Below are 21430 nucleotides of genomic sequence, written 5' to 3' on the forward strand. Positions count from 1 at the left end.
CTGTCCTTTCACGCGAAGAAAGCAGGCCAGCTATGGGCCTTCTCCTTCGGCACTAAGAAAAAATCCCAATAGGATCGGTCGCAGACGTACGCCCATTCCTCACGCGATCGTATCAGGTTACCGAACAGATCCGAGATGTGATACCCGCTTTCATCGGTCCAATGATAAAGGCTTTCAGCAGTCAGGCCATAGAGGCTATAGGCAGGCTTCCCGTACTCAACACTGACGACGGGGCGGGTTCGAGCAAGGACGTTGCGACCGCCATTCAATACGGATATCTCGTGGCCTTCTGTATCGATCTTGATGAAGTCGATTTTTGGGGTACGCGGAAACTCCGTATCGAGAGTGCTGATCTCAACCTGTATGACCTTTGTGCCTCGATCGCCTTCAGTCTCGCGTTCCTTAAAGCCAGATTCGCCTATTGCCTTTGTCATATGCAGGAACTGGCCACGGCCAGGTTCAGTAGACAGTGCCTTCTGGCGCAAATCGATGCCCTGGCCGTGTCGGGAATGAACAATGGCAGCAAAATCCGGGACAGGTTCAAAGCCGACAACAAGCCCGGTTGCCCCTACGCATTCTTTCAGTCGATCGAAATGGAGGCCGTGATTAACGCCAATATCTAAGGCTACGTCGCCAGATTTCAGGAACCGGCGATAGCCGTCAGTGAGAAGGTCCTCGTATTGGGGAATCACGCCAGCTTGATGAAGCTTATAGCATTCGTCGGCCGTGTCAGCGGCTGTTTTGCCGCTGATCGTCGTAGATGTTCTACTTGAAAGCCATCGTGCCACATAGGATCGTGCTTTCCGTATCATATGCTCCTCCGCTACCCCGTGAATGGCCGGCCGGCTTGTCGGATCGACGACGTCCCAGCGTAGCCAATCGCCCTCCCTAGAATAGCGCACCCTTGCACAGCAAACCACCATCGCTGCAGCGTTGGGCTCAACTGCACCGGGCATGGACGCTCGGACCTTGAAATTTCGTCAGTTTGAGGTGATGACGAACTCCGCGCCTTGAGATTGTGTCACCTATCTAGTAGACAGCGACCATGGATGCTGAACGGTTGCATTCGATTCTGAATTTGATTGGCGCTACGATCATCTTCGTGGCTCCAGTGCCTTTTTTTGAAAACCCGATTGTTCCCCCTGACGCTCAGTCTAGTCATCTACGTTGCAGGAGCCACGCCAAATTGGTGATGCTGTTCAAGGATGATATGTCGCCGCAACAGTGTGGAACTACCGTCGTTCGGATGAAATAGAGTGGGGCTACGCCTTGTGACAGCAGTCGCCGACGAGATGTCTAGCAGAACGCATGCCGGAATTTTGACGTTTGTTTGTGCGGCATGCCTATTCCCAATCATTCTGCTTATTAACGGGGCAGTTCCCGGCGTTTTGGCGCCAACTACCGGGCAGGCGCTATGGATCACGAGTTTTGCTCAGTCCTTTGCCAGGGACATGTCTATACACGCGCACAATTTTGGGCTGCCACAACCGGCCGCAATGAGTTTTGGTCTTTCGATGGCGCTCCCGCAGGCAGTTCTGATTTATGCTGGTGCCGATCCAGCTACTGCCTACGTGATCATCGCAGCGATCTGGTTGGCCGTCGCCTATTGGGGCGCTTATAATTTCTCGCGATGGATCGGTGCGGGAAAGCCATCATCCATCATGAGCGCATTGGTGTGGTGCACCCTACCAATCATTTGGACACACCAGCCGTACTCGGCGGTCGGGTCTGGGATGGCTCTTCTACCGTTCTATTTTCTGTTCGCGTTTAAGCTCATTGGTGGCGACGTTCGGCTTTCGACCTGTGCTAGCTGTATAGTTGCATGTTTCATCGCGGTCTTCATGGACGGCTACACGTTCATGATGATGGCGACGGGGGTAGGTTTAGCCTTGGGGTGCGAGATCGCGCTGCGTCGGGACACATGGAAATCCCTGCTGTTCCGAGCTTGCATCATCTCAGCGGGGCTTGGCTCGGCCTACGTGGCCTATGCTTTATATGAAGGAGTAGCTGATTTCGACGGATCACCAATCGACTTCTTTCGCGCGTGGGGCGCAAATATCGAATTCTTCTTCACGCCGACCAAGGGGTTGCTGACGCTGGCCGACCTAATTGGGTGGGGCAAGGACCGGGCCGAGACCATGTATTTCGGCGATGGATCGGTGTACATAGCTACGTTCGCAGGAGTTCTAATAGCTCTGGCTGTCTTCGCCCTACTTTCGGGAAGAACTCGTCCCGAGTATAGAGTGACATTGACTCTGATCACGGTAGTCGGTTTCTGGCTGGCTCTTGGGCCAACTGTGAAACTATTCACTCATCGTCCAGAGGGTGCCAGCCAACTGATGTCCGCTCAGTATGGGTTGTTCCCTTCCGGCAACGGATGGCTAATCAATCTGCCGGGATTCCAAAGCATGCGGGCATCCTATCGATGGGCGGCTTTGGCCTTTTTCGGATGCTGGGCAATTGTCGTTTCAATGATAGCGTCTGGAGGGCTTTCGAACGCCAGCAGAGCATGGTTGCTGGCCACTCTTCTTGCGTTCAATGTTCCGTCTTTATCTCAATTCCGGGGCTACCAAATCTCGCAAGATCGGATCGAAAACTTTTTGGCGGAGATGTCATCGTGGGCACCCTATTTTAATAGGGGCGAGACAGTGGCATTTCTGCCTTACGGCAACGACTTCACGGCCAACACGGCTGCAAATGAGCTCGATATTAGAACTTACAATATCGGCGGCAACAAGAACCAGACTGCGGCTCAACAGGCTTGGCCGGAAGAGATGAATGTTTTCCCTTTCGGGCAGCAAGGCCCGGACTTCGCGTACAATGTTAAAGCGTTTCTCGATAGCGGAAAGGCAGACGCAGTTGTCCTCCCGTATATCAACATGCTCTGGGCTTCGCATTTGTGGCCCGTTCCGGCCGACCAAAAGGCGAACCTTGAACCTATCGCACAGAAGATAGATGAAGACCCGCGCTATGATGTGCAGTACGCGCCGCATTTTGCAGTGATCCGCAAGCACTAGTAAGCTCGGGGCGCTGCTTGATTTCCTGGATGACGAAGAACCGGCTGGCTGCGCCTTCACCGTTGTTCCACGGTTATTTGACAGAACCGACCGCCGACAAAAAAGAGAAGGTCGCCGATGACAGTGATCATTCGCCCGATTACCACTGCCAATAGAATCACCGGGCCAGGGCTGAACCCGCCAAGAAGGAAGAGTAAGACGGCCTCCCTGACACCGACACCTGCCGGCGCGCCCGGAGTCAATAGTCCCGCGAGCCAGGCGATTACATAGGCGCCCGCTATCGCAGGAGCGAGGATGAAGTCGCGGGAGCCGCCGGCAAGATGATAGGCCGCCACAAAAACCACGCCCGAGAGCGCGAGAAACGCGATGTAGAGCATGGCGGCTGTGCCCAAATCGGCGCCGCCGACGCGGGCAACCAACCAGAGCGCGATCGCAATTGCCGCGGTGAAACAAATCCAGCCGACCCAGCCTGGGACATTGGCCACGGCCAGCGGCAGCGCAAGTGGTGAAAACAGGAGCCCGCCTATCGTGAGAAAGGCCAGTTCCCAAACAGTCGACTTCGCCAGCGGACCGTTACCGATGCCGGCCGCGACACCAATGGCCTGCCGGCCCGCGAACTGGAAGATGTTGCCGGGAACGTATTTGGCGAGCTGCGAGATTGCGTAGGCGTGAATAGCCCAAGGCCGAGAGAGCGGAACACCGAGGTGGCGCATGAGCCGCTGCCAGCCGAGAGCCAGCAACAGATTCGACGCTCCGTATAGCCCGGCCAAGGCTGCCACCGCGGCATAGGCGCCAACCCCCATCCGCTGGAAATCAATTTCGCCGGCGTAAGTGTAGAGCCTGTTTCCCACGAAAACAACGCCGGCCAATCCCAAGAGAGCCCCGACGCCATTAAGCCATCTTCTGGCGCTCGGGTCGAGCGCCATCGTCAATGCCTTTTCTTCGACTTACAATGGATCATAGTCCATGGCAGGGGCGACAGGACCTCAACCACATCGAAATACCGGGACACTAGTGAGACGATGCCACGCTGCGACCAATGCTGCAAATGCCCTGGCGTGTTTCCCAGGGCCGATACATATTTCCCGCGCGCGAGATTGAGCATGCGCCAAAGCGGCTCACGGGGCACGCTGAGCACAAGGTCCGCCGTAACGATGCGTTGAAGCGCTTCCATCGCCTTTTGCGGCTCCTCGAGATGCTCCATCACCTCGCAACAGACGACGAGGTCCGCGCTGTCGCGTTCCGGCGTCACTTCATAGATGCTGCGGACAGCGAAGCGACTGGGATCCATGGCGCGCCCGCGGGCATTCTCCCTTGCCATGCCGATCACTTGCGTCGAGAAGTCCGTACCCCGCGCATCGATGGCCTGGTCAAGCCAGCGCATGACCCAATAGCCCTCTCCACATCCGACCTCGTGGATGGTGGTGGGGCTGACCTTTGCCACCAGGCCGGACAGGGCACCGTCAAATCCTGCGACCATCCGACGTGCGATCAGGTTCCGCGTGCCGTATTTGTCATAGGTGTTGCCTATGACGATGCCGTCCTCTGCCTGTCCGCCAGCTACCTTCATCCGTTCAGCCTGCTTTCCTGCCGCTTTGGGCGCAGTCGCGCGATCTCTCCTGGCGTGGCGCGCTGCGCATAGCGGATGTCTTCGAGAAGCTTGCGGTTGGCCGCTATCACATCGGCCAGAAAGGCGACCAGAAGTGCCTGGAAGCCCATCGACATGAGCGCACCCGCCAGGATCACCGACTGTATGTGGCCGCTGCCTCCGTCAAACAGATAGAAATAAAGAAAACGCAGGCCGATCAGAAAACCAACGCCGAAAAGAATGGCCGCGACAGTGCCGAAGAACCGGGCCGGCTGGTAGATAACGAAAATACGGATGATCGTGAAAATCGAGCGCTTCAGGTAAGATGGAATGCTCTTCACCAGTCTCGACGGCCGCAGGTCGTCGTTGACGCGGACCGGCACCGAAACCACGCGCATATTCTTGCGGCCTGCCTGAATGATGGTTTCCAGCGTGTAGGTGTAGTTGTTGAAGACGGCAAGACGCTGGGCCGCGTTTCGCGAGATCGCGCGAAATCCGCTTGGGGCGTCCTGGACATCGGTGCCGCTGCTGACGCGAACCACCCAGCTGCCAATCTTCTGCAGAAGCTTCTTGACCGGCGAGAAATGCTCTATCTCCGATATCGGTCGGGCGCCGATGACCATATCCGCACGCCCTTGCAGAACCGGCCGGGTCAACGCCGGCAGGTCGGCCGCGTTATACTGATTGTCGGCATCGGTGTTGACGATGACATCCGCGCCCCGCGCGAGGCAGGCTTCAATGCCAGTCATGAAAGCATAGGCGAGACCGCGATTGCTGGTATGGCGCACAATGTGGTCGACGCCGTTTTCCTCGGCAACCCTCACCGTCTCGTCGCTGCTTCCATCGTCGATGATCAACCATTCGACGCCGTCAAAACCAGCAACGGTCCGCGGCAGATCATTCAGCGCTATCGCGAGCGTTTCCGCCTCGTTATAGCAAGGGATCTGGATAATCAGCTTTGGCAGCGGCGTACTCTCGAATTGGGACCCTGATACGCATGCATCTACCATTCTCAGACTGAGGCGCAAGCAGTTTTCCCCTGGCAGAAACCTCACCCACTATTGAGCAACGGAGTCGGCGAAATGTGTATTGGCGTTTTTTCATAATGAGTTGTCGCCTGATCGCTCCTCGAAGCGTTGTCTCTGCTATCACCGCAAAAATGTCCGGAATCCTTTCCCCAATTCGCTGCTCAATTCGCTTCCGGAGAGAAGATTGAGAATCGGGATCGATGGCAGGAATTTAGGATCGGCCTCCGACGGAATTGGGCGGTTCGTCCACAATGCCGTGAAAGCGCTGACGGCTCTCGGCGCTGATGTCTTTCTGTACGCACCGGGCAAGATCAATGCAGATTACGATATTCCGCATGGCGTTTCCGTGCGGACCGCCAACTTCAAGGGTTCTGTCGCCCGAACCTATTGGGGACAGGCCGTGGTGCCCTCCTGGGCCGCGCGCGACAACGTCGAGATCTTCTGGGGCCCATCGCACCGCCTGCCCTTCCTGCTCGACCGCCACATCGGGCGGGTGGTCACCATCCATGACCTCGTCTGGTTGCACGCTGCGCAGACCATGCGAACCCGGACCTGGATGGGTGACCGCCTGCTGATGAAGCCGGCGTTGAAGACCGCTGATGTCGTGGTCGCGGATTCGATGGCCACCGCCACTGCCTTGACGAACGAATTCCCCTGGCTGAAATCACCGATCAAGACAGTTGCCCCCGGTACGGTGGCATTGCCGCCGCCCGGCGATGTCGGGAGCCTGGAACCGCTCGGCATCGTCAGGCCCTATGCGCTTTTTGTCGGCACAATCGAGCCACGCAAGAACCTCAGCAATCTGATAAAGGCCTACGGTCTGTTGCCGGCTACTGTCCAATCCGGCTGCGACCTGGTCGTGGTCGGCGCGAAGGGCTGGAAACAAACGGGCTTGGCCGACCAGGTCCGCAGTAGCGGCCTCGGGACAAATATCAAATTTACCGGTTTCGTCGACGACGCGACGCTCGCGACGATCTATGCGAATTGCCTGTTTCTCGTGATGCCATCGCTTTATGAGGGGTTTGGTTTTCCGATCGTCGAGGCCCAATCTTTCGGCAAGCCAGTGCTGACGTCGAACACCTCGTCAATGCCCGAAGTCGCGGGGAACAATGCCGTGCTCGTCGATCCGAAGAATCCCTCGGCAATTGCTGATGCATTTCACCGGCTCTGTGTCGATGCGAAATTTCGAGACGGGATCGCTGCGGACGCGAAGAAAAATGCCGCGCGTTTCACCTGGGAGAATTACGCCAAGGGTATGCTTCAGATTTTTGAACTGGCCATCGAGCGAAGACGGAAGACCAACATTTGAAAGTGCTGCATTTCTTCAAGACGTACTGGCCCGATACCTTTGGCGGGGTGGAGCGGACGATACATGCCATCGCTCAAAGCACCGCCAGCCGCGGCATTGAAACCGAAGTGCTCTCGTTGAGCCGTGCTCCGAACGAGAACACGCAGCATCTCGACGGGCACATGGCCCGAAAAGCCAGGCTGGATTTCGAACTGGCGTCGACCGGGTTTTCGCTCGAGGTCTTTCGGAAGTTCGGGGCGCTCGCCGGGAAAGCCGACCTCATACATTACCATTTCCCATGGCCATTCATGGACATGGTGCATTTTCAATCCCGTCATGGCAAACCGACCGTCGTCACCTACCATTCCGACATCGTCAAACAGCGGCTTTTGCTGCCTCTTTATCGGCCGCTGATGCTGCGCTTCCTCAGGGATGTGGACGCTATCGTCGCGACATCTCCGGACTATTTGAAATCGAGCCCCGTTCTCAGAGCCTTGGAGGGCAAATCGGCGATCATCCCAATCGGCATCAATGAAACCGATTATCCCACGCCGACCGAAGCCGACAACAGATGGTGCCAAGCGGCGGTGACGGAGCCTTTCGTGCTCTTCGTCGGCGTCTTGCGCTACTACAAGGGGCTGGACGTGCTGATTCAGGCGGCCGACAAAGTCAGGTGCAAGATCGTTATTGCCGGATCAGGGCCTATCGAAGAGCGCCTGAAGCTTCAGGCCAAGACGTTGCGTCGCAACAATGTGATATTCCTCGGCGAGGTGGCCGAGCGGCACAAGATGGCGCTCCTCCACAACTGCCTGGGGTTCGTTTTTCCGTCAAACCAGAGGTCGGAAGCCTACGGGCTTTCTCTCGTCGAGGCTGCGATGTGCGGTAAACCGATGATCTCCTGCGAGATCGGAACGGGAACAAGTTATGTGAACAAAGCCGGCGAGACCGGGTTGGTCGTACCGCCTTCCGATCCAGCACGCCTTGCCGAAGCCATCAACCAGGTCGTCGATTCGCCGGTCGAGGCAGCGAACTGGGGGCGAGCTGCTCGCGATCGCTACGTTCGCCTCTTTACAGCTGACAGGATGGGAAAAACATACGCCGATCTCTATCACCAACTCGATAACCGCCGACGCTGAATACGGTTTCGCACTGTGGCAGCCGGTGAATCCCCGCGATTTGTTGGTTGTTGATGCAGTCAAATCCCCGTCAGGTCACCTGCTCAGGAGACGACGGACCACCTCTCGCGCCGATTTCCGCAGTACCGGCGCACTCCATCCAAACACGGAGGCAAACTTCGCGCTCGACAGCCGGGAATTGACGGGGCGGCGCGCCTTGGTCGGATAGTCCGTCGCAGCAATATCGCGCACCCGCGCGGAGGGGCCACCGAGCCCACCGCTTATGTCCAGGATATGGCGGGCGAAGCCGCTCCAGTTGGTCTCGCCCGTGCCGGCCAGATGATAGATGCCCCACGCGGCGAAATCCTCGTTGCGGTGCAGCCGTGCTGCCGCATGCAGGATCGCGTCAGCGATATCAAGCGCGGAAGTGGGATTTCCCCATTGGTCGGCCACAACCGGTATCTCGTCGCGGTCGCTGGCCAGCCTCAGCATGGTTTTGGCGAAATTCTTGCCGAACGGGCTGTAGACCCACGCCGTGCGCAAGATCAGGTGGCGCGAATTGGCTGATGCCACCGCCTGTTCGCCGGCAAGCTTGGAGGCGCCGTAGACGCCAATCGGCGCGGTCGCGTCGGTTTCCAGATAGGGACCGTCCTTGGTGCCGTCGAAGACATAGTCGGTCGACAGATGGATGACGGGCACGCCGAGCCGAGCCGCCGCCTGCGCCACCTCGCCGGCGCCGGCGGCGTTCACCGCAAAGGCGAGCTCGGGTTCGTCCTCGGCCTGGTCCACCGCCGTGTAGGCGGCGGCCGACACGACGATATCGGGCTTAGCGGCGGTGATGGCCTCGATCACAGTCCCGCGCCGCGCGAGGTCGAGTTGCGGCCGGCCGATGGCGATGACCTTGACGTCTTCGCGCCCAGCCTCCAGAAGGCTTGCCGCAACCTGGCCCTCGCGTCCGGTGACAACGAGCCTCACACCGCCTCCTTGCGCGCTTCGCCCAGTCTTTCGCCGGCATAGCGCTGTTCGCGGATCGGTCCCCACCACCATTTGTTGTCCAGGTACCAGTCGACCGTCCTTGCCAGGCCGCTGTCGAAATTCTCCCTCGGCGTCCAGCCGAGCTCGCGGCCGATCTTGGACGCGTCGATGGCGTAGCGGCGATCATGGCCGGGACGGTCGGTGACGAAAGAGATCAGGTCGCGATAGCTTTTGCCGGCGGCCCGGGGGCGCCTGGCGTCGAGCAGATCGCAGATCGTCTCGACGACACCCAGATTGGTGCGTTCCGAATTGCCGCCGACATTGTAGCTCTCGCCCGGCTGCCCCTTGGTGGCGATCAGTTCCAGCGCGCGCGCATGGTCCTCGACGAACAGCCAGTCACGCACATTGGCGCCGGCGCCGTAGACCGGCAGCGGCTTCTCGTCGAGCGCGTTGAGGATGACCAGCGGGATCAGCTTTTCGGGAAAATGGTAGGGCCCGTAATTGTTCGAACAATTGGACAGCACCACCGGCAGGCCATAGGTCTCGTGCCAGGCGCGCACCAGATGGTCGGAGGCCGCTTTGGAGGCGGAATAGGGCGAGGACGGCGCGTAAGGCGTCTCTTCCACGAACATGCCGCCATCGAAGGGCAGGTCACCGAACACCTCGTCGGTCGAGACGTGATGGAAGCGGAAACGGCCCTTCCTGTCGTCGGAAAGGCCGCGCCAGTATTCCAGCGCTGCATTGAGGATCCGGTAGGTGCCGACGATGTTGGTCTCGATGAAGGCGCCCGGCCCATCGATCGAGCGGTCGACATGGCTCTCGGCGGCGAGGTTCATGACGATGTCGATATCGCCGCGGCGCAATATGTCGAGCACCGCCCGCTCGTCGCAGATGTCGGCCTGGGCGAAGCTGTAATTTCGTGCATTTTCGATCGGCCGCAGCGAGGCCAGATTGCCGGCATAGGTCAGCTTGTCGAGATTGGTCACCCGGTAGGCCGGGTTGGCGCACAGATGCCGGCACACCGCCGAACCGATGAAGCCGGCCCCGCCCGTCACCAGAAAATTCATGCCGCTATCCCCGCGCATCTGGCAATGTTCATCAGGCAAACACCTCGGCGGCGGCGAGCAGCGGCGCCTTGAGGTCCTTGTCAGAAAGCTGAAACCCGCCGGCCGGCGGCGGCCATTCGATGCCGATGGCCGGATCATCGAAACGGATCGAGCGGTCGTGTTCGGGCGAATAGGTGTCGGTCACCTTGTACAGCACCTCGGTATCGGGCACGAGCGTCATGAAGCCGTGGGCGAAGCCCTTGGGCACCAGGATCTGGTTGCCCTTCTCGGCCGAGACCTCGAGGGCAACCCATTTTCCGAATGTCGGCAAGGAGCGGCGGATATCGACCGCGACATCAAGGACACTGCCTCTGACAACGCGCAGCAGCTTGTCCTGGGCGCGTGGCGGCAACTGATAGTGCAGCCCCCTGACGACACCGGCCGCGGCGGAATAGGAGTGATTGTCCTGGACGAAGGCGAGTTCGAGGCCGGCCTCGGCGAAGCGTGCGGCGTTCCAGGTTTCGGTGAAGTAGCCACGGGCATCGCCGTGCCGCTTCGGAATGATTTCGAGCAGACCTTCGATGCCAAGGGGTCTCACCTCCAGCATCTAGTCCTCCGACAACTCGACCACCCGGCGGCGCAGATAGGCGGCATATTCATTTTTTCCCAATCGGGTTGCGCGCTGCAACACTTCGTCAGCCCGCAGCCAGCCCTGTTCGAAGGCGATTTCCTCCGGACAGGCGACCTTGATGCCTTGGCGACGTTCGATTGTACGCACGAACGAAGAAGCATCGTCCAGGCTGTCATGAGTGCCGGTATCGAGCCAGGCATAACCGCGCCCCAACCTATGCACCTGCAACTGGCCACGCTCGAGGTAGGCATTGTTGACCGCCGTGATTTCGAGCTCGCCTCGAGCCGAGGGCCGAATCCTTGAGGCGATATCGACAACCTGGTTGTCGTAGAAATAAAGGCCGGTGACGGCCCAGTTGGATTTCGGCTTCTGTGGTTTTTCCTCAATCGTGAGCGCGGTTCCAGTGGTCTTGTCGAAGGACACCACGCCATAGCGCTCCGGATCCTCGACATGGTAGGCGAACACCGAAGCGCCGCTTTCGCGCGATGCCGCGGTGCGGCAAAGCTTGGACAATCCGTCGCCAAAATAGATGTTGTCGCCCAGTATCATCGAAACGCTGTCCGCGCCGATGAAATCGCGGCCGATAATGAACGCTTCCGCAAGCCCGTTGGGCTGCGGCTGCTCGGCGTAGGACAACTCAAGCCCGAATTCCGATCCATCGCCCAACAGCTCGCGGAAAACCGGCAGGTCCCGCGGCGTGGATATGACCAGAATCTCTCGAATCCCCGCAAGCATCAAAACGCTCAGCGGGTAATAGATCATCGGTTTGTCGTATACCGGGAGGATTTGCTTGGAGACCGCCAACGTTAGCGGATAAAGGCGCGTTCCACTGCCCCCAGCAAGGATAATTCCTTTCAAGAAACTCTCCTTGACATGCCTAAGTCCCCTCCCCTGACACAAGCCGCCCGTGCTTAGGTTTCATGCCGTGGCTTGTCAATCTGGTGCCCGACGAAGGGGCCGAGCGAGTGTCCCCGGCCCCCGCCAACCGCCCTTGCCTTGCCGGGCCCGAGGTCCTGGCCGGGACAAGCAGATCGTCTTCATCGTGATGGCCTATCTCGCCCATCTCGCGCCTTTGGTTCAGCCGCTCGGCAAAACCCTTGTGAAAGACGATCGCATTCAAATAGGCAAACGTCATCGCGAGTGCTGCGGTTCGCAAGGGATAGTCGACAAGAGAGTGAACGAGCAAAAACGACACCGACAGAAATGCAGCCTTCTGTAACGGCTCCCGGCGAATCCGGACCGACGAGGCGAAAAGCAATATGGCATACACAATCATTAACAAAACGACCGGTATGCCGCCCTCAAGTGCCAATTCGAGGTAGTCATTGTGGGCATGATTTACATAAGTTCTGAAAATCATTCCGGCTTTTTCGTATATCTGATAGACCTTCGGAAAGCTGCCGAAACCAACGCCAGTCACCCAGTTCTCTTTCATTCCATCGATCGTGGTGCGAGCAAACTCCGCCCTGCCGAAAGCCGGATCGACCACTTTCGCATCGATCTTCGCCCATGCGCCGATCGTGTAGACGGAAAGCCCGATGAAAACCGCAAGAATGCCATATCCGCCCGCCCTTGAGCGAGCGGACAGGAAGACAACTGATATCGCGGTGATCACCAGTCCGATCAGAATGCCGGCGCGCGAGCCGGCTGCCAGAAGAAGCAGCAAGAGCATCGTCAGCCCAAGCGATCCGGACAGAAAATGTCCACGGAACAAGCCATAATAGACCACGAATGGGATGGAGACGAAGAGCAAGGCCGAAAAGTGATTTTGATTGGCAAACAGGCCCGCATTGATCGTAAACGGCAGCAATCCTCCTATGGCGACGGTATCGGAGAGCGAATACTGGATCGCTGCGGCCAGGCCATTGCAGATGACGCCCATGAAAAAGAAGGGAACAAGGCCGTAGACCTCCTCGGTGCGCAGGCGGGTGACGCCGAGGAAAAATGCCGCGGCGGCGGCGAAATACAACATGCACTCGATCGTGCGCCCGACGCCGACGCTGACGAAGCGCGATTGCGTTTCACCATCCAGCCAGGGTCTGACAAGCAGCACCTCGGGCCGCAAGCCGTCCAGCAAGGCCCCGGGCAGCGGAACGATCTGGAAGCAGAACACGGCTAGGCCGAGAGCAATCAGCCACAAGATCGCCCGGGGAATTGTTTGTCCGCTGGGCCGCGACAAGATGGCCGCGGCCGAGAGAATCGCCGCGATCTCGATCAGCGTTTCGGTGTAGAGGCCGCTCGCGGTGCCGCCGCCAATCAGCAGGGACAGGAAAAGAACCGACCCAAGCAGGTATTTGTCCCACTGCCCGGGCTGCCGTGACCGTGCTCTCACGACGACACCCTCTCGATGCTCAATCTGTGCATGACCAGCGTGCCGACGTATCGAAACCGCCAGCTCTCGGCAATTGCGGCTGTTTCCAGCCTCAGCAACTGTATCGGACACGCAGCCGGTCCGACGGTGAAATCCAGGCTCAGGCTTCGCCGGTTGAATGTACCTTCCGGTATGTTGAAGCGCGCTACCTCGCTTGACGGGTCCGCGCATCTGACGGACCAGAACAGCTGCTTTGGCAGTTTGAGATTTGTCGCGGACACGGTCATGGACATCCGGTAAGAACCGGGGGGCAATTCGACATATTGCTGAAGCGCAGCGTTCTTGACCGGCGTGTTTAGAAATCGAACCGTCGCCCCGCTGTCGCTTTCACTTTCACCCGCGCCCTGCGATCCGGCAAAGGTGATCTCCAGCCCAGATCGGTCGTGTATCACCCAGTCGAACGGCTTGCCGCTGAAGAGCGGCTCGAAGCCGCCATTGAAGATATAGCCGCCCAGCTTCCGCTCCCGATCGGACAGGCTGAAAAGAAACAGCCGATAGGCCGGGCCATAGTCCTTCTGCTTGATGTAACCGGTGATAACGGCGGACAATTCGCTGGATGTCGGCGGCGCACCCGTGCGCCCGAGATCGAGCAGCAGCTGGTTTGCAGGTCCCAGGCTTTGCGGGTTCTGGCCAAGGGCGAGAAAAAGCTTACCACGCCACGGCGCCTCTGCCTCCAGGGCTGCCAGCACGGCCTGATAGCCGTCGGAATTGGAAAGGATGGCAGGCCAGCCTGGGGCGATGGCCGAAAACTGGTCTGGCCACCGGCGCAGCAAGGTGTCGATCTCGCCCACGGCCCTCGCCAGATCGCCTGCCGCGATCGAGCGATCGATGGACCTCTGCAGCGCATGGATTTCAGTCTTGGACAGTTTTCGCGCCTGGTCGAAAAGTTCGAAAGCCTGGGCCTGTTCGCCTTGCCGATATCTGATCTCACCGATCAGGCTGTAGAGACGGGCGTCCGCGACATTGAAGCGAAGCGCATTCTTGGCCTTGGCGGCCAAGGCGCCGAGATCGACGCTCGTTTCGTTCAGCTCGCCGGCAATTTCGTCTATCAAGGCATCTGCGTTCAGCGGGTCCAGTGCCAGAGACACGCTCGGCGTTCCCTCCTCAAGGAGCCGACTTAGCCCGATCGACGAAGCCATCAACACCAGAACGGAGGCGACGAACCAAACGCTTGAACGCAGGAGATTTTGCATGAGAGGGCTGGCCTGCTCCGTCATCGACTTTGCCCTCAATCTTCGGCGTGCCCGCGCCATGTTCGTAATATTGGTAGTTCATGTATTTATAGGCGTAGTTGTAGTCGAACTTGTTCACCGCGAATTTCGACATTGCCGCCCCGATCACGTTCGCTCCGGCTGCGCGCAGGCGTTTCAGCGCCGTCTTGGCCGCCTTGCGCGTCACCTGGTTCGTGGAAATGACCACCAGTGTGCCCTCGGCAAGCCGGCTGAGAATGGGCGCATCGGACAGGCCGACGATCGGCGGAGCGTCGATGATGACGAGATCGAAACGCTTGCCGAGATTGGTGACGATCAGCGCCATCTTCGGCGATGAAAGCAGATCCGCAGGGTTGGGCGGGATCGTTCCGGACGTCAGCACGGTCACGTTGGGATATTTGGTCGTCCTGAATATGCCCGCCACATCTTCCTTGCGCACGGTATTCGTCAGGAGATTGCTCAACCCGATCGTGTTGTCGAGACCGAACAGCCGATGAAGATTCGGTTTGCGCAGATCGCCGTCGATAAGCAAGACCTTCGCACCGAGGGCGGCAAAATCCTGGCCGAGCTTGAACGAGGTCGTCGACTTGCCTTCGGAAGGCTCGGAGCTGGTCACCAGCAGCGAACGCGGCGCGCCCTCCGCGCCGGAGAATTGCAGCGACGTTCGCAGCGAACGATAAGCTTCCGATAGCCCGGACTTCTGGTCGGCGATGCTGGCCGTCAGTTCGCGGTCATCGACGAGCGGCAGGATACCGAGCATGGCCAGCCCCAGCTCCCTTTCGACCTGCTCGGGGTTGGTGAAGGTGTTGTTCAGCAACTCGATGATGTAGATGATCGATGCAGTGAGAGCCATGAACAGCGCTAGCGCGATCGCCAGATTGATGATCAGGCGCGGAGAATAGGGACTTACGGGCAGGGTCGCGAAATCGACGATGGCTGCGCTTTGCGTCTTGAGCTCGGAGCTGACGCCTACTTCATTCAGCTTGGTGATGAGGCTATCATATTGCGACCGGTTGGAATCGACCTCGCGCTTGAGGATGGTGTATTTTATATTCTTGTCATTGAAGACAACCTGCTGCTTTTCCATCTCGGCGAGCTTGGATTTGAGGTCGGCTTCCTTGTTCTGCGCTTCCTGGTACTTCAGGCGCAGCGAATCGGTTATCGCCAGGACGCCGTTGTTATAGAGCCGCGTCAGCTCCTTGATCTGCGACTGGAGCTGCTGCATCTCCGGAAAGCCTGGCTTCAGGATGCTCAGTTTCTGCTGGTATTGGCTCTTGAGGTCAGCGAGTTTTTCGCTGAGCTTTTGCAAGCCATCACTCTCCAGGACCGGCGACAGGCTGGAGCCCCGCCCTTTGTCTATCTGGTCCACGACACGACCGGCATCAAGACGATCCTGGATAGCGGTGGCGAGCGCTGTGTTCAGCGCCTCGATGTTCGATCCGATCAGCGATTTGTCGTCGCCGGTGACGGTGATGCCGGCATCCTTCGCATAGGCGACCAGTTCCTCCTCAGACTTCTGCAGCTTCTGCTTGACCTGCAGGACCTGTTCCTGGATGAACTGTCTCGCCAGATCCGACGTCTCGCTGGTCTGGTCGAGACGTTGATCGATAAAGCTCTGCGCGACCTGGTTGGCGACGTCACTTGCGTATCTGGGCTTCTGGTCGACGAAGGTGATCGACAGCAAGCTGGTGTTGGTCACAAGGTTGACCGTCAGATCCTTCAGAACGCGCTTGATCGCCATTGCCTCTCGCTCTTCGGGGGTCTTTTCCTGGATCGAAGGCGATTTGGAAATTCCAAATGCACGGTAGAAGATGTTGCTGAGCGAGAAGCTCGGGGTTGGGAACAGGAAATCCGGTTTTTCGGAGAGCCCCAGCTGAAACACGACGCGCTGGGCCAGCGCCCGGCTCTTCAGTTTCTCGCGAGCAGTCAGAAACGCGCGTAAGTCGCTGTTTTCGGAAACCACTTCGATGTCCTGAAAAACCTTTGCCGAAGGGACCAGGACTTCCAGCTGCGTCGTTGCCTGATATTTCGGCGTCTGCATCATTGTCACTATGATACCGGCAACTAGGCCAGCCACCGCCATCATGACGATCAGCCAGCGATATTGCACGACATAGAAAAGCAGCTTGAGCGGATTGAATCTCTCGTCGTGAGCGGCATAGTCTCGACCGTAAGGACTATAATTCTGCGCCCCGTCATAATAGAGGTCCGCGGATAAAGCCTGGTCATGTCGAGGACCGGCGATTTGGGACTGCCTGTTGCGATCGAGCATGCGCGAGGTGATCCTGGTTGTCCGTACCCTGGCCGGCCAGGCCTCCCTTACGGAATGACCGCAATTCGGGCCGCGCTCGACGCGAGGCCCAGGGCATCCTTCAAATTGTTCATTGCGATTTTCGACTTCGAAGCGAAAACCACGACCACGTCGCCGCCATAGATACGCGGGTTGCGATTCTTGCCGGCGCGGATTTCCTCGACATTGTAGTTTGCGACCAGCTTGTTTTGACCGACATTGCGGTAGACGAAGACCTTGCCGGCATCGCCGATGGCGTTGAAGCCTCCGGCAAGGGCGATCGCATCCAGCAAGGAGGCGCTGCTGGACACCGGATAGATGCCGGCCCTGTTGACCTCGCCGTCGACCGTGATGCGCTGGCCTATCGATTCCTTGACGAAAATCGTCACATCCGGCGATTGCAGATATTTTGCGCCATAGGCGGTCTCGATATCCTTTTCGAGCTGGCGGACCGTCTTGCCGGCCGCTGTCATCGTCCCGATAAGCGGAAGGGAAATCTGGCCGCCGGCATCCACCTGAACCGTCCTGTTCAGGTTGTCGACCTGGAATACGCTGACTTCGAGTACATCGTTGGCAGACAGCGGCTGCTCGCTGCCGTTTTGTGTATTCTGCGGTGCCGGCAGATCCGTCACCATCCGTAGCGCGCCGCCCCCGGCAAGCGCCGTTGAGGACGATGTCGGCTGCAGCGCATCGACAGAGCTCGTGGACGATGATGAACTGCTCGCGCAAGCAGAGAGGGCGAGCAATACAAGCAGTGCCGGCATTCCCGCGCCAGTTCCCTCAAGATCGAGAATGCCCATCACAGAGCCCCACTTTTGAACAGCTTGGGCAGTCCATCGAAATGGCCCGCACAGCTGGCCCGGCTTTTTTCCGATGGCGTGAGCAACTGGTTCTGCACTATCGCGCCCGAGCTTGCGCAAACCGGCGAGACCAGACCTTGGCTAGCGGCTGACTGCGTCGTCGTCATCCTGTAGTCCAATAGCCAGTGCGGCGCCGCCACCAACCGCGCCGGCGCCCAACAGCACCGGCAAAATGCCAGGTCCGGAATTGGCAGGTCCGATGGCAGCCTGCTGCGCATCAAGCGAGACGCACATACCGTCTTGCACTGGATCGATGCTGACGGTCGCGTTGGCCGGAACATCAAGCGCGCAATTGGCGCCGATGGCCAAGGAAGCCGATGCTTGCGGCCCGGTCATGATGCGCGCGCCTGGATAGATCGGCGCTCCCGCGTCCACCCCGGCGTAACCGCCGGCCTGCGACATCTGCACATCACCCTGGACTTGGGTGAACTGGCCGACAATGCCAGACACGGGCGCAGCGGCCAGACACGAACATGCCTGTGCCGACTGGGCAACAGCATCGGACGCTGCAAACAAGGCACCTCCCCCGGCGAGCGCGACAAAAGCGAAAACAATCCCAACCCGATGACGCCCGGTCATTTCTACCCCCCTTTCGAATCAACGACCCGCCCCCGGAACGAATCGCTTACGCACCCCTTCGATCAACAACACTCAAAGAACTCACCAGCACTCATGGTGGTCCGCCCCTCAGCGACTGACCGCTTTGTCGTCATCCTGCGTCGCCGCCAACACACCGCTGGTGACAAGCGCACCGGCGAAAATCCCTTCGGGCAGGCCAAACCCACTTGTGCCACCGGACGGCTGGATGGCCGCCGTCCGTTCTGAACCCACGAGTTTCAGACAGATGTTGCCGCCCACGCGTGAAACATCCAGACTGGAATTCGCCGGTACATTCATGTTGCAGCCGCCAACAAGTACGGATGCCGAACCCTTGGTACCGACTACCACCCGACTGCCAAGGCCGAGAGTGCTCCCCGCCTTTGCAGGACCATAGCCGACCGACTGCGAGACCATCACGTCGCCATCGGCGGAACGAATGGATCCAATCGCACTCGCCGGGCCGCGATAGGCGGCAGCGCAGCTGCAGGATACGTCCTGGGCGAAAGATGAAACCGAAGTGAAACCGCTCGCGGCAACCAACGCGCTCACTGCGGTTCTAATGATGACATTCATCCGTTTCGCCTTTCCTTCAAATCATCCCGGATATGCCAGATCAAAAGGTGGTGACATCAGCGCCTAACATTTTTTTGCCACAATTCCAACCCGTGTCGCACGATGCGGAGAAGTTTGACCTGAACAACGCGCCATTTTAGCAATTACGTATAAATAATCCCGAGCTGTCGGCGATGGATGTCTGGCCCTCCAAAGAGAAATTACGGTTCCCTTTTCATCCTGATTACACCGAGCCCAACTTGATCAAAGCCGAGCCCCCTCGAAAGCCGAGTCCCGATCTGCAATGCAGCAAGACAAGCTTAGCGCCTGCTTGAATGCCTGATCTCCTCGGCTCGAACTTCAACCGCGTTCAACTACACGCCGGCCGGTTCATCGCCTGGCGAGGCATTGAGCTTCCCTATCTGCGTCATGTAGCACTCTATGACGATCCGTTCCGAAAACTGCCGCTCCACTTTGCTTCGGCTCTCCATGCCCATCCTGTTCCTGGATGCGGCGTCCATCGTTGCGAATTCGAGCATCTTGCTTGCCAGGTCGCCTGCGTCTTTCACCTTGCACAGCAGGCCGTTGACGCCGTGGTCCACCACCTCCCTGCAGCCGGGCACATCTGACGCGATCAGCGGCTTGCCCATCGCGGCTGCTTCCAGCAGCGAGCGCGGCGTTCCTTCCCTGTAGGAGGGCAAGACGACGCAATCGGCCGCGTCCAGGAAGGGACGGACGTCGTCGGTGGTTCCGAGATACTCGACCAGGCCTTCGCCTGCCCATCGCTCGACCTGCGCACGGCTGACCGCTGTGCGGTTCTCGACATCGAGGAATCCAAGAAGCTGGAAGTGCGCGCCAGGCATGTTGCGGCGCATCTGACGAGCTGCCTCGACGAACTCGCCCACGCCCTTGTCCCAGAGAAGCCTGGCCACCAGCAGAAAGACGATCGCGCCGGACGATTGGCTTTGGCGGGGCGCCGGAGAGAAGCGAATAAGGTCGACCCCGGAGCCCGGCAGCAGCGCGGTCAGTTCCTTGCGGACCAGGCGCTCGCTGACGAACAGCATCCTGTCGTCGTCATTCTGAAAGAAGACTATTTTCGAACGGGCCAGCGCCAGCCGGTACAGGACCTTGGCAATTTTCTGGAGAAGGCCGCCACGGACGAAAACCGTGCCGAGCCCTGAAACATTGTTTATGACCGGGATGCCATTGAGGTTTGCCGCCAGCGATCCGAACACGTTGGGCTTGATGGTGAAGCCGACAAACGCCAGCGGCCTCTCGCGGCGCAGCAGGCGCCAGTAGCGCCACAGAAGCACCATGTCGCGAAACGGCGAGGTGCCGGAATTATCCATCTCGATTTCGACATACCGGCAGCCCATCGGCGGGATCAGGCGCGAATACTCGTCCCTGGGCGCCGCAACCACCACTTCATAGCCCCGCCCTTGCAGCGCCTCGATGAGGCCTTTGCGGAAATTGACGACATTCCAGGACGTGTTGATGGAGATGATTATCTTTCTTCCGATCCCAAGCATCGTCCCCGCCTCCCCCAATGCCGTTTCGCTCACTGTCTTGTATGCAGTCGTGCCCTGCCCGGCCCAAAGGTCTCGAACAGCCGCAAGATCTCGTCGTCACTGGCGAGCGATGAGATGCGGGCGAAGCAGGCGTCCCTTGCAGGCCCCAGATCCTGTGGCCGAGCGATCAGCCTCGCGACCGCGCGTGCGATGTCTTGCGGATCGTCGGGGTTGAAATCGAAAGCGGCCCCCTCGGGCATGTAGTACCTCGTGCCGCTGTCTCGCGACATCAGCACGGCACATCCCGCCCAGGCCGCCTCGATGGGAGACACCGCCGCGGGTTCAGCCCGCGAGGGCAGTATCAAGAGATCATGAACGGAGAAGACCGAGATCATGTCGTCATGCGCAATGTTGTTTTGAAACCGAAGCCTGTCCGCCACGCCAAGCGCCTGAGCCTCGCGCCGCAAGGCCTGACAGAAAGCCGTGTCGGCGTTCGTTGCCTCCTCGCCGCAGAATGTCAGGGAGAAGGGCATGGATGAAATCGCGGACAACGCCCTCAGAAGCAAACTGTGCCCCTTGCGCTCCCGGTATTTTGCCACCATCAGGATTCGAGGCGGCCACTGCAATGGCCTGCTTTCCAGGCCTTCAGTCCGGGCCGGCTCGAAAGGGCTCCCGAATGGCAGGGACATGGCATCGCCGAGCTTGGCCGGGCCAAGATTTGGCGAAAGCCGTGAGGTGAAATGCGGGATGCCTAGGCCATGAAAGACGGCTCTTCGAACCCATGTGCCACTCCATGCGCTGGGCTTGGCGTCCTCCTGGTCGTAGATGACCAGCCTGCGCCCTTGCAGAATTGAACAGAGTGCCGCGACCCTGCAAAACCATCGCGTCACTCCGCGGATGATCACCACGTCGGGGTCTTCGGCCTGCAAACGCTTCCAGTAGGAAAAGACGCCGGGAAAGGAAAAAGGCGAATTCGGAATGTTGCTCGAGCGCCGACGCATGATCATCCGGGACAGCGCGGATGGAGCCATCACGTTGGGAGAAACAAGAGCGTGATTCTCGGTGACGCTCGTTTCGACTACGTCGACCGCAACATGGTGCCCCGCCGAAGTCAGAATGCGAACCCAGGGTACCGCATTGGTGTGGTATCTTGGCAGGCAAAACAAGTATCTCAAAACATCCGCCTTCAGATATCTTCCGCCAGGCGGATTCGCCTTTTCAACAATAGATGCGAAACCACTATCATCGCCGCGTAGACCACCGCCGATACGAGCAAGCCGGCCCAGGCGATGCCTGAAATTCCGATCCATCCGGACAAAGCCAGGCAAAGCGGAACATAGATGGCGATCG

The 21430-nt window shown here is 58.9% G+C and carries 20 protein-coding genes; 4 read left to right on the top strand and 16 right to left on the bottom strand.

What is annotated here, in order from left to right; genetic code table 11:
• Positions 1 to 8 precede the first annotated feature (8 nt).
• Positions 9 to 812: an FkbM family methyltransferase gene (locus FJ986_RS15560; protein ID WP_181181893.1), complete on the bottom strand. Its 804-nt coding sequence runs from the start codon at positions 810 to 812 to the stop codon at positions 9 to 11.
• A 459-nt stretch (positions 813 to 1271) separates the two neighbouring features.
• On the opposite strand from FJ986_RS15560, the gene FJ986_RS15565 reads away from it, so the two are divergent.
• Positions 1272 to 3017, top strand: a complete 1746-nt coding sequence (locus tag FJ986_RS15565; protein WP_140674911.1) for a hypothetical protein — start codon at positions 1272 to 1274, stop codon at positions 3015 to 3017.
• Between the two features lie 56 nt (positions 3018 to 3073).
• Here FJ986_RS15565 and FJ986_RS15570 read toward each other — a convergent pair whose 3' ends face one another.
• Genes FJ986_RS15570 through FJ986_RS15580 form a run of 3 tightly spaced genes read right to left on the bottom strand, consistent with a single transcriptional unit; the run spans position 3074 to position 5615 of the window.
• The gene (locus FJ986_RS15570; RefSeq protein WP_140674914.1) at positions 3074 to 3943 is read right to left on the bottom strand and encodes a hypothetical protein; all 870 of its coding nucleotides are present in this window, start codon (positions 3941 to 3943) and stop codon (positions 3074 to 3076) included.
• A 2-nt stretch (positions 3944 to 3945) separates the two neighbouring features.
• A complete protein-coding gene (locus FJ986_RS15575; RefSeq protein WP_140674917.1) occupies positions 3946 to 4587 on the bottom strand; it encodes a class I SAM-dependent methyltransferase in 642 nt (213 codons plus the stop codon).
• Positions 4584 to 5615: a glycosyltransferase family 2 protein gene (locus FJ986_RS15580; RefSeq protein ID WP_140675190.1), complete on the bottom strand. Its 1032-nt coding sequence runs from the start codon at positions 5613 to 5615 to the stop codon at positions 4584 to 4586. The genes FJ986_RS15575 and FJ986_RS15580 overlap by 4 nt, the downstream gene beginning before the upstream one ends.
• A 202-nt stretch (positions 5616 to 5817) precedes the next feature.
• On the opposite strand from FJ986_RS15580, the gene FJ986_RS15585 reads away from it, so the two are divergent.
• Positions 5818 to 6942 carry a glycosyltransferase family 1 protein gene (locus FJ986_RS15585; RefSeq protein ID WP_140674920.1) on the top strand — a complete coding sequence of 375 codons (1125 nt, stop codon included), beginning with the start codon at positions 5818 to 5820 and terminating at the stop codon, positions 6940 to 6942.
• Positions 6939 to 8057, top strand: a complete 1119-nt coding sequence (locus tag FJ986_RS15590; RefSeq protein ID WP_140494864.1) for a glycosyltransferase — start codon at positions 6939 to 6941, stop codon at positions 8055 to 8057. The genes FJ986_RS15585 and FJ986_RS15590 overlap by 4 nt, the downstream gene beginning before the upstream one ends.
• A 75-nt stretch (positions 8058 to 8132) precedes the next feature.
• On the opposite strand, the gene rfbD is transcribed toward FJ986_RS15590, so the two are convergent.
• The 6 genes from rfbD to FJ986_RS15620 are packed head-to-tail and all read right to left on the bottom strand — an operon-like array spanning position 8133 to position 13850.
• A complete protein-coding gene (gene rfbD / locus FJ986_RS15595) occupies positions 8133 to 9011 on the bottom strand; it encodes a dTDP-4-dehydrorhamnose reductase (RefSeq protein ID WP_140674923.1) in 879 nt (292 codons plus the stop codon).
• Positions 9008 to 10078 carry a dTDP-glucose 4,6-dehydratase gene (rfbB, locus tag FJ986_RS15600; protein WP_140564240.1) on the bottom strand — a complete coding sequence of 357 codons (1071 nt, stop codon included), beginning with the start codon at positions 10076 to 10078 and terminating at the stop codon, positions 9008 to 9010. Before rfbB ends, rfbD begins: the two co-directional genes overlap by 4 nt.
• 31 nt (positions 10079 to 10109) lie before the next feature.
• Positions 10110 to 10664 carry a dTDP-4-dehydrorhamnose 3,5-epimerase gene (gene rfbC, locus FJ986_RS15605; protein WP_140564241.1) on the bottom strand — a complete coding sequence of 185 codons (555 nt, stop codon included), beginning with the start codon at positions 10662 to 10664 and terminating at the stop codon, positions 10110 to 10112.
• Positions 10665 to 11546 (bottom strand): glucose-1-phosphate thymidylyltransferase RfbA, encoded by an 882-nt coding sequence (gene rfbA / locus FJ986_RS15610; protein ID WP_140514965.1) that lies wholly within the window; start codon positions 11544 to 11546, stop codon positions 10665 to 10667.
• A gap of 19 nt (positions 11547 to 11565) precedes the next feature.
• The gene (locus tag FJ986_RS15615) at positions 11566 to 13020 is read right to left on the bottom strand and encodes an O-antigen ligase family protein (RefSeq protein WP_140674926.1); all 1455 of its coding nucleotides are present in this window, start codon (positions 13018 to 13020) and stop codon (positions 11566 to 11568) included.
• On the bottom strand, positions 13017 to 13850 hold the full coding sequence (locus tag FJ986_RS15620) for a hypothetical protein (RefSeq protein ID WP_224680324.1): 834 nt from the start codon (positions 13848 to 13850) through the stop codon (positions 13017 to 13019). The genes FJ986_RS15615 and FJ986_RS15620 overlap by 4 nt, the downstream gene beginning before the upstream one ends.
• A gap of 54 nt (positions 13851 to 13904) precedes the next feature.
• On the opposite strand from FJ986_RS15620, the gene FJ986_RS30830 reads away from it, so the two are divergent.
• Complete coding sequence (locus FJ986_RS30830; RefSeq protein WP_224646749.1) at positions 13905 to 14180, top strand: hypothetical protein; 276 nt, start codon at positions 13905 to 13907, stop codon at positions 14178 to 14180.
• Here FJ986_RS30830 and FJ986_RS15625 read toward each other — a convergent pair.
• From FJ986_RS15625 to FJ986_RS31085, 6 genes are all read right to left on the bottom strand, one after another.
• Positions 14164 to 16542: a polysaccharide biosynthesis tyrosine autokinase gene (locus FJ986_RS15625; RefSeq protein ID WP_140674929.1), complete on the bottom strand. Its 2379-nt coding sequence runs from the start codon at positions 16540 to 16542 to the stop codon at positions 14164 to 14166. The genes FJ986_RS30830 and FJ986_RS15625 overlap by 17 nt on opposite strands.
• 47 nt (positions 16543 to 16589) lie before the next feature.
• Positions 16590 to 17480: a polysaccharide biosynthesis/export family protein gene (locus FJ986_RS15630; RefSeq protein ID WP_224680325.1), complete on the bottom strand. Its 891-nt coding sequence runs from the start codon at positions 17478 to 17480 to the stop codon at positions 16590 to 16592.
• 21 nt (positions 17481 to 17501) lie between these two features.
• The gene (locus FJ986_RS15635; protein ID WP_140624474.1) at positions 17502 to 17870 is read right to left on the bottom strand and encodes a hypothetical protein; all 369 of its coding nucleotides are present in this window, start codon (positions 17868 to 17870) and stop codon (positions 17502 to 17504) included.
• A gap of 237 nt (positions 17871 to 18107) precedes the next feature.
• Positions 18108 to 18593, bottom strand: a complete 486-nt coding sequence (locus tag FJ986_RS15640) for a hypothetical protein (RefSeq protein ID WP_140494880.1) — start codon at positions 18591 to 18593, stop codon at positions 18108 to 18110.
• Positions 18594 to 18946: 353 nt separating this feature from the next.
• Positions 18947 to 20101, bottom strand: coding sequence for a glycosyltransferase family 4 protein (locus FJ986_RS15645; RefSeq protein WP_140624473.1), 1155 nt, complete (start codon positions 20099 to 20101; stop codon positions 18947 to 18949).
• Positions 20102 to 20130: 29 nt separating this feature from the next.
• On the bottom strand, positions 20131 to 21390 hold the full coding sequence (locus tag FJ986_RS31085; RefSeq protein ID WP_281406979.1) for a glycosyltransferase family 4 protein: 1260 nt from the start codon (positions 21388 to 21390) through the stop codon (positions 20131 to 20133).
• Positions 21391 to 21430 lie beyond the last annotated feature (40 nt).

Origin of the sequence: Mesorhizobium sp. B1-1-1, from assembly GCF_006442955.1 — a bacterium.
Taxonomy (GTDB): domain Bacteria; phylum Pseudomonadota; class Alphaproteobacteria; order Rhizobiales; family Rhizobiaceae; genus Mesorhizobium.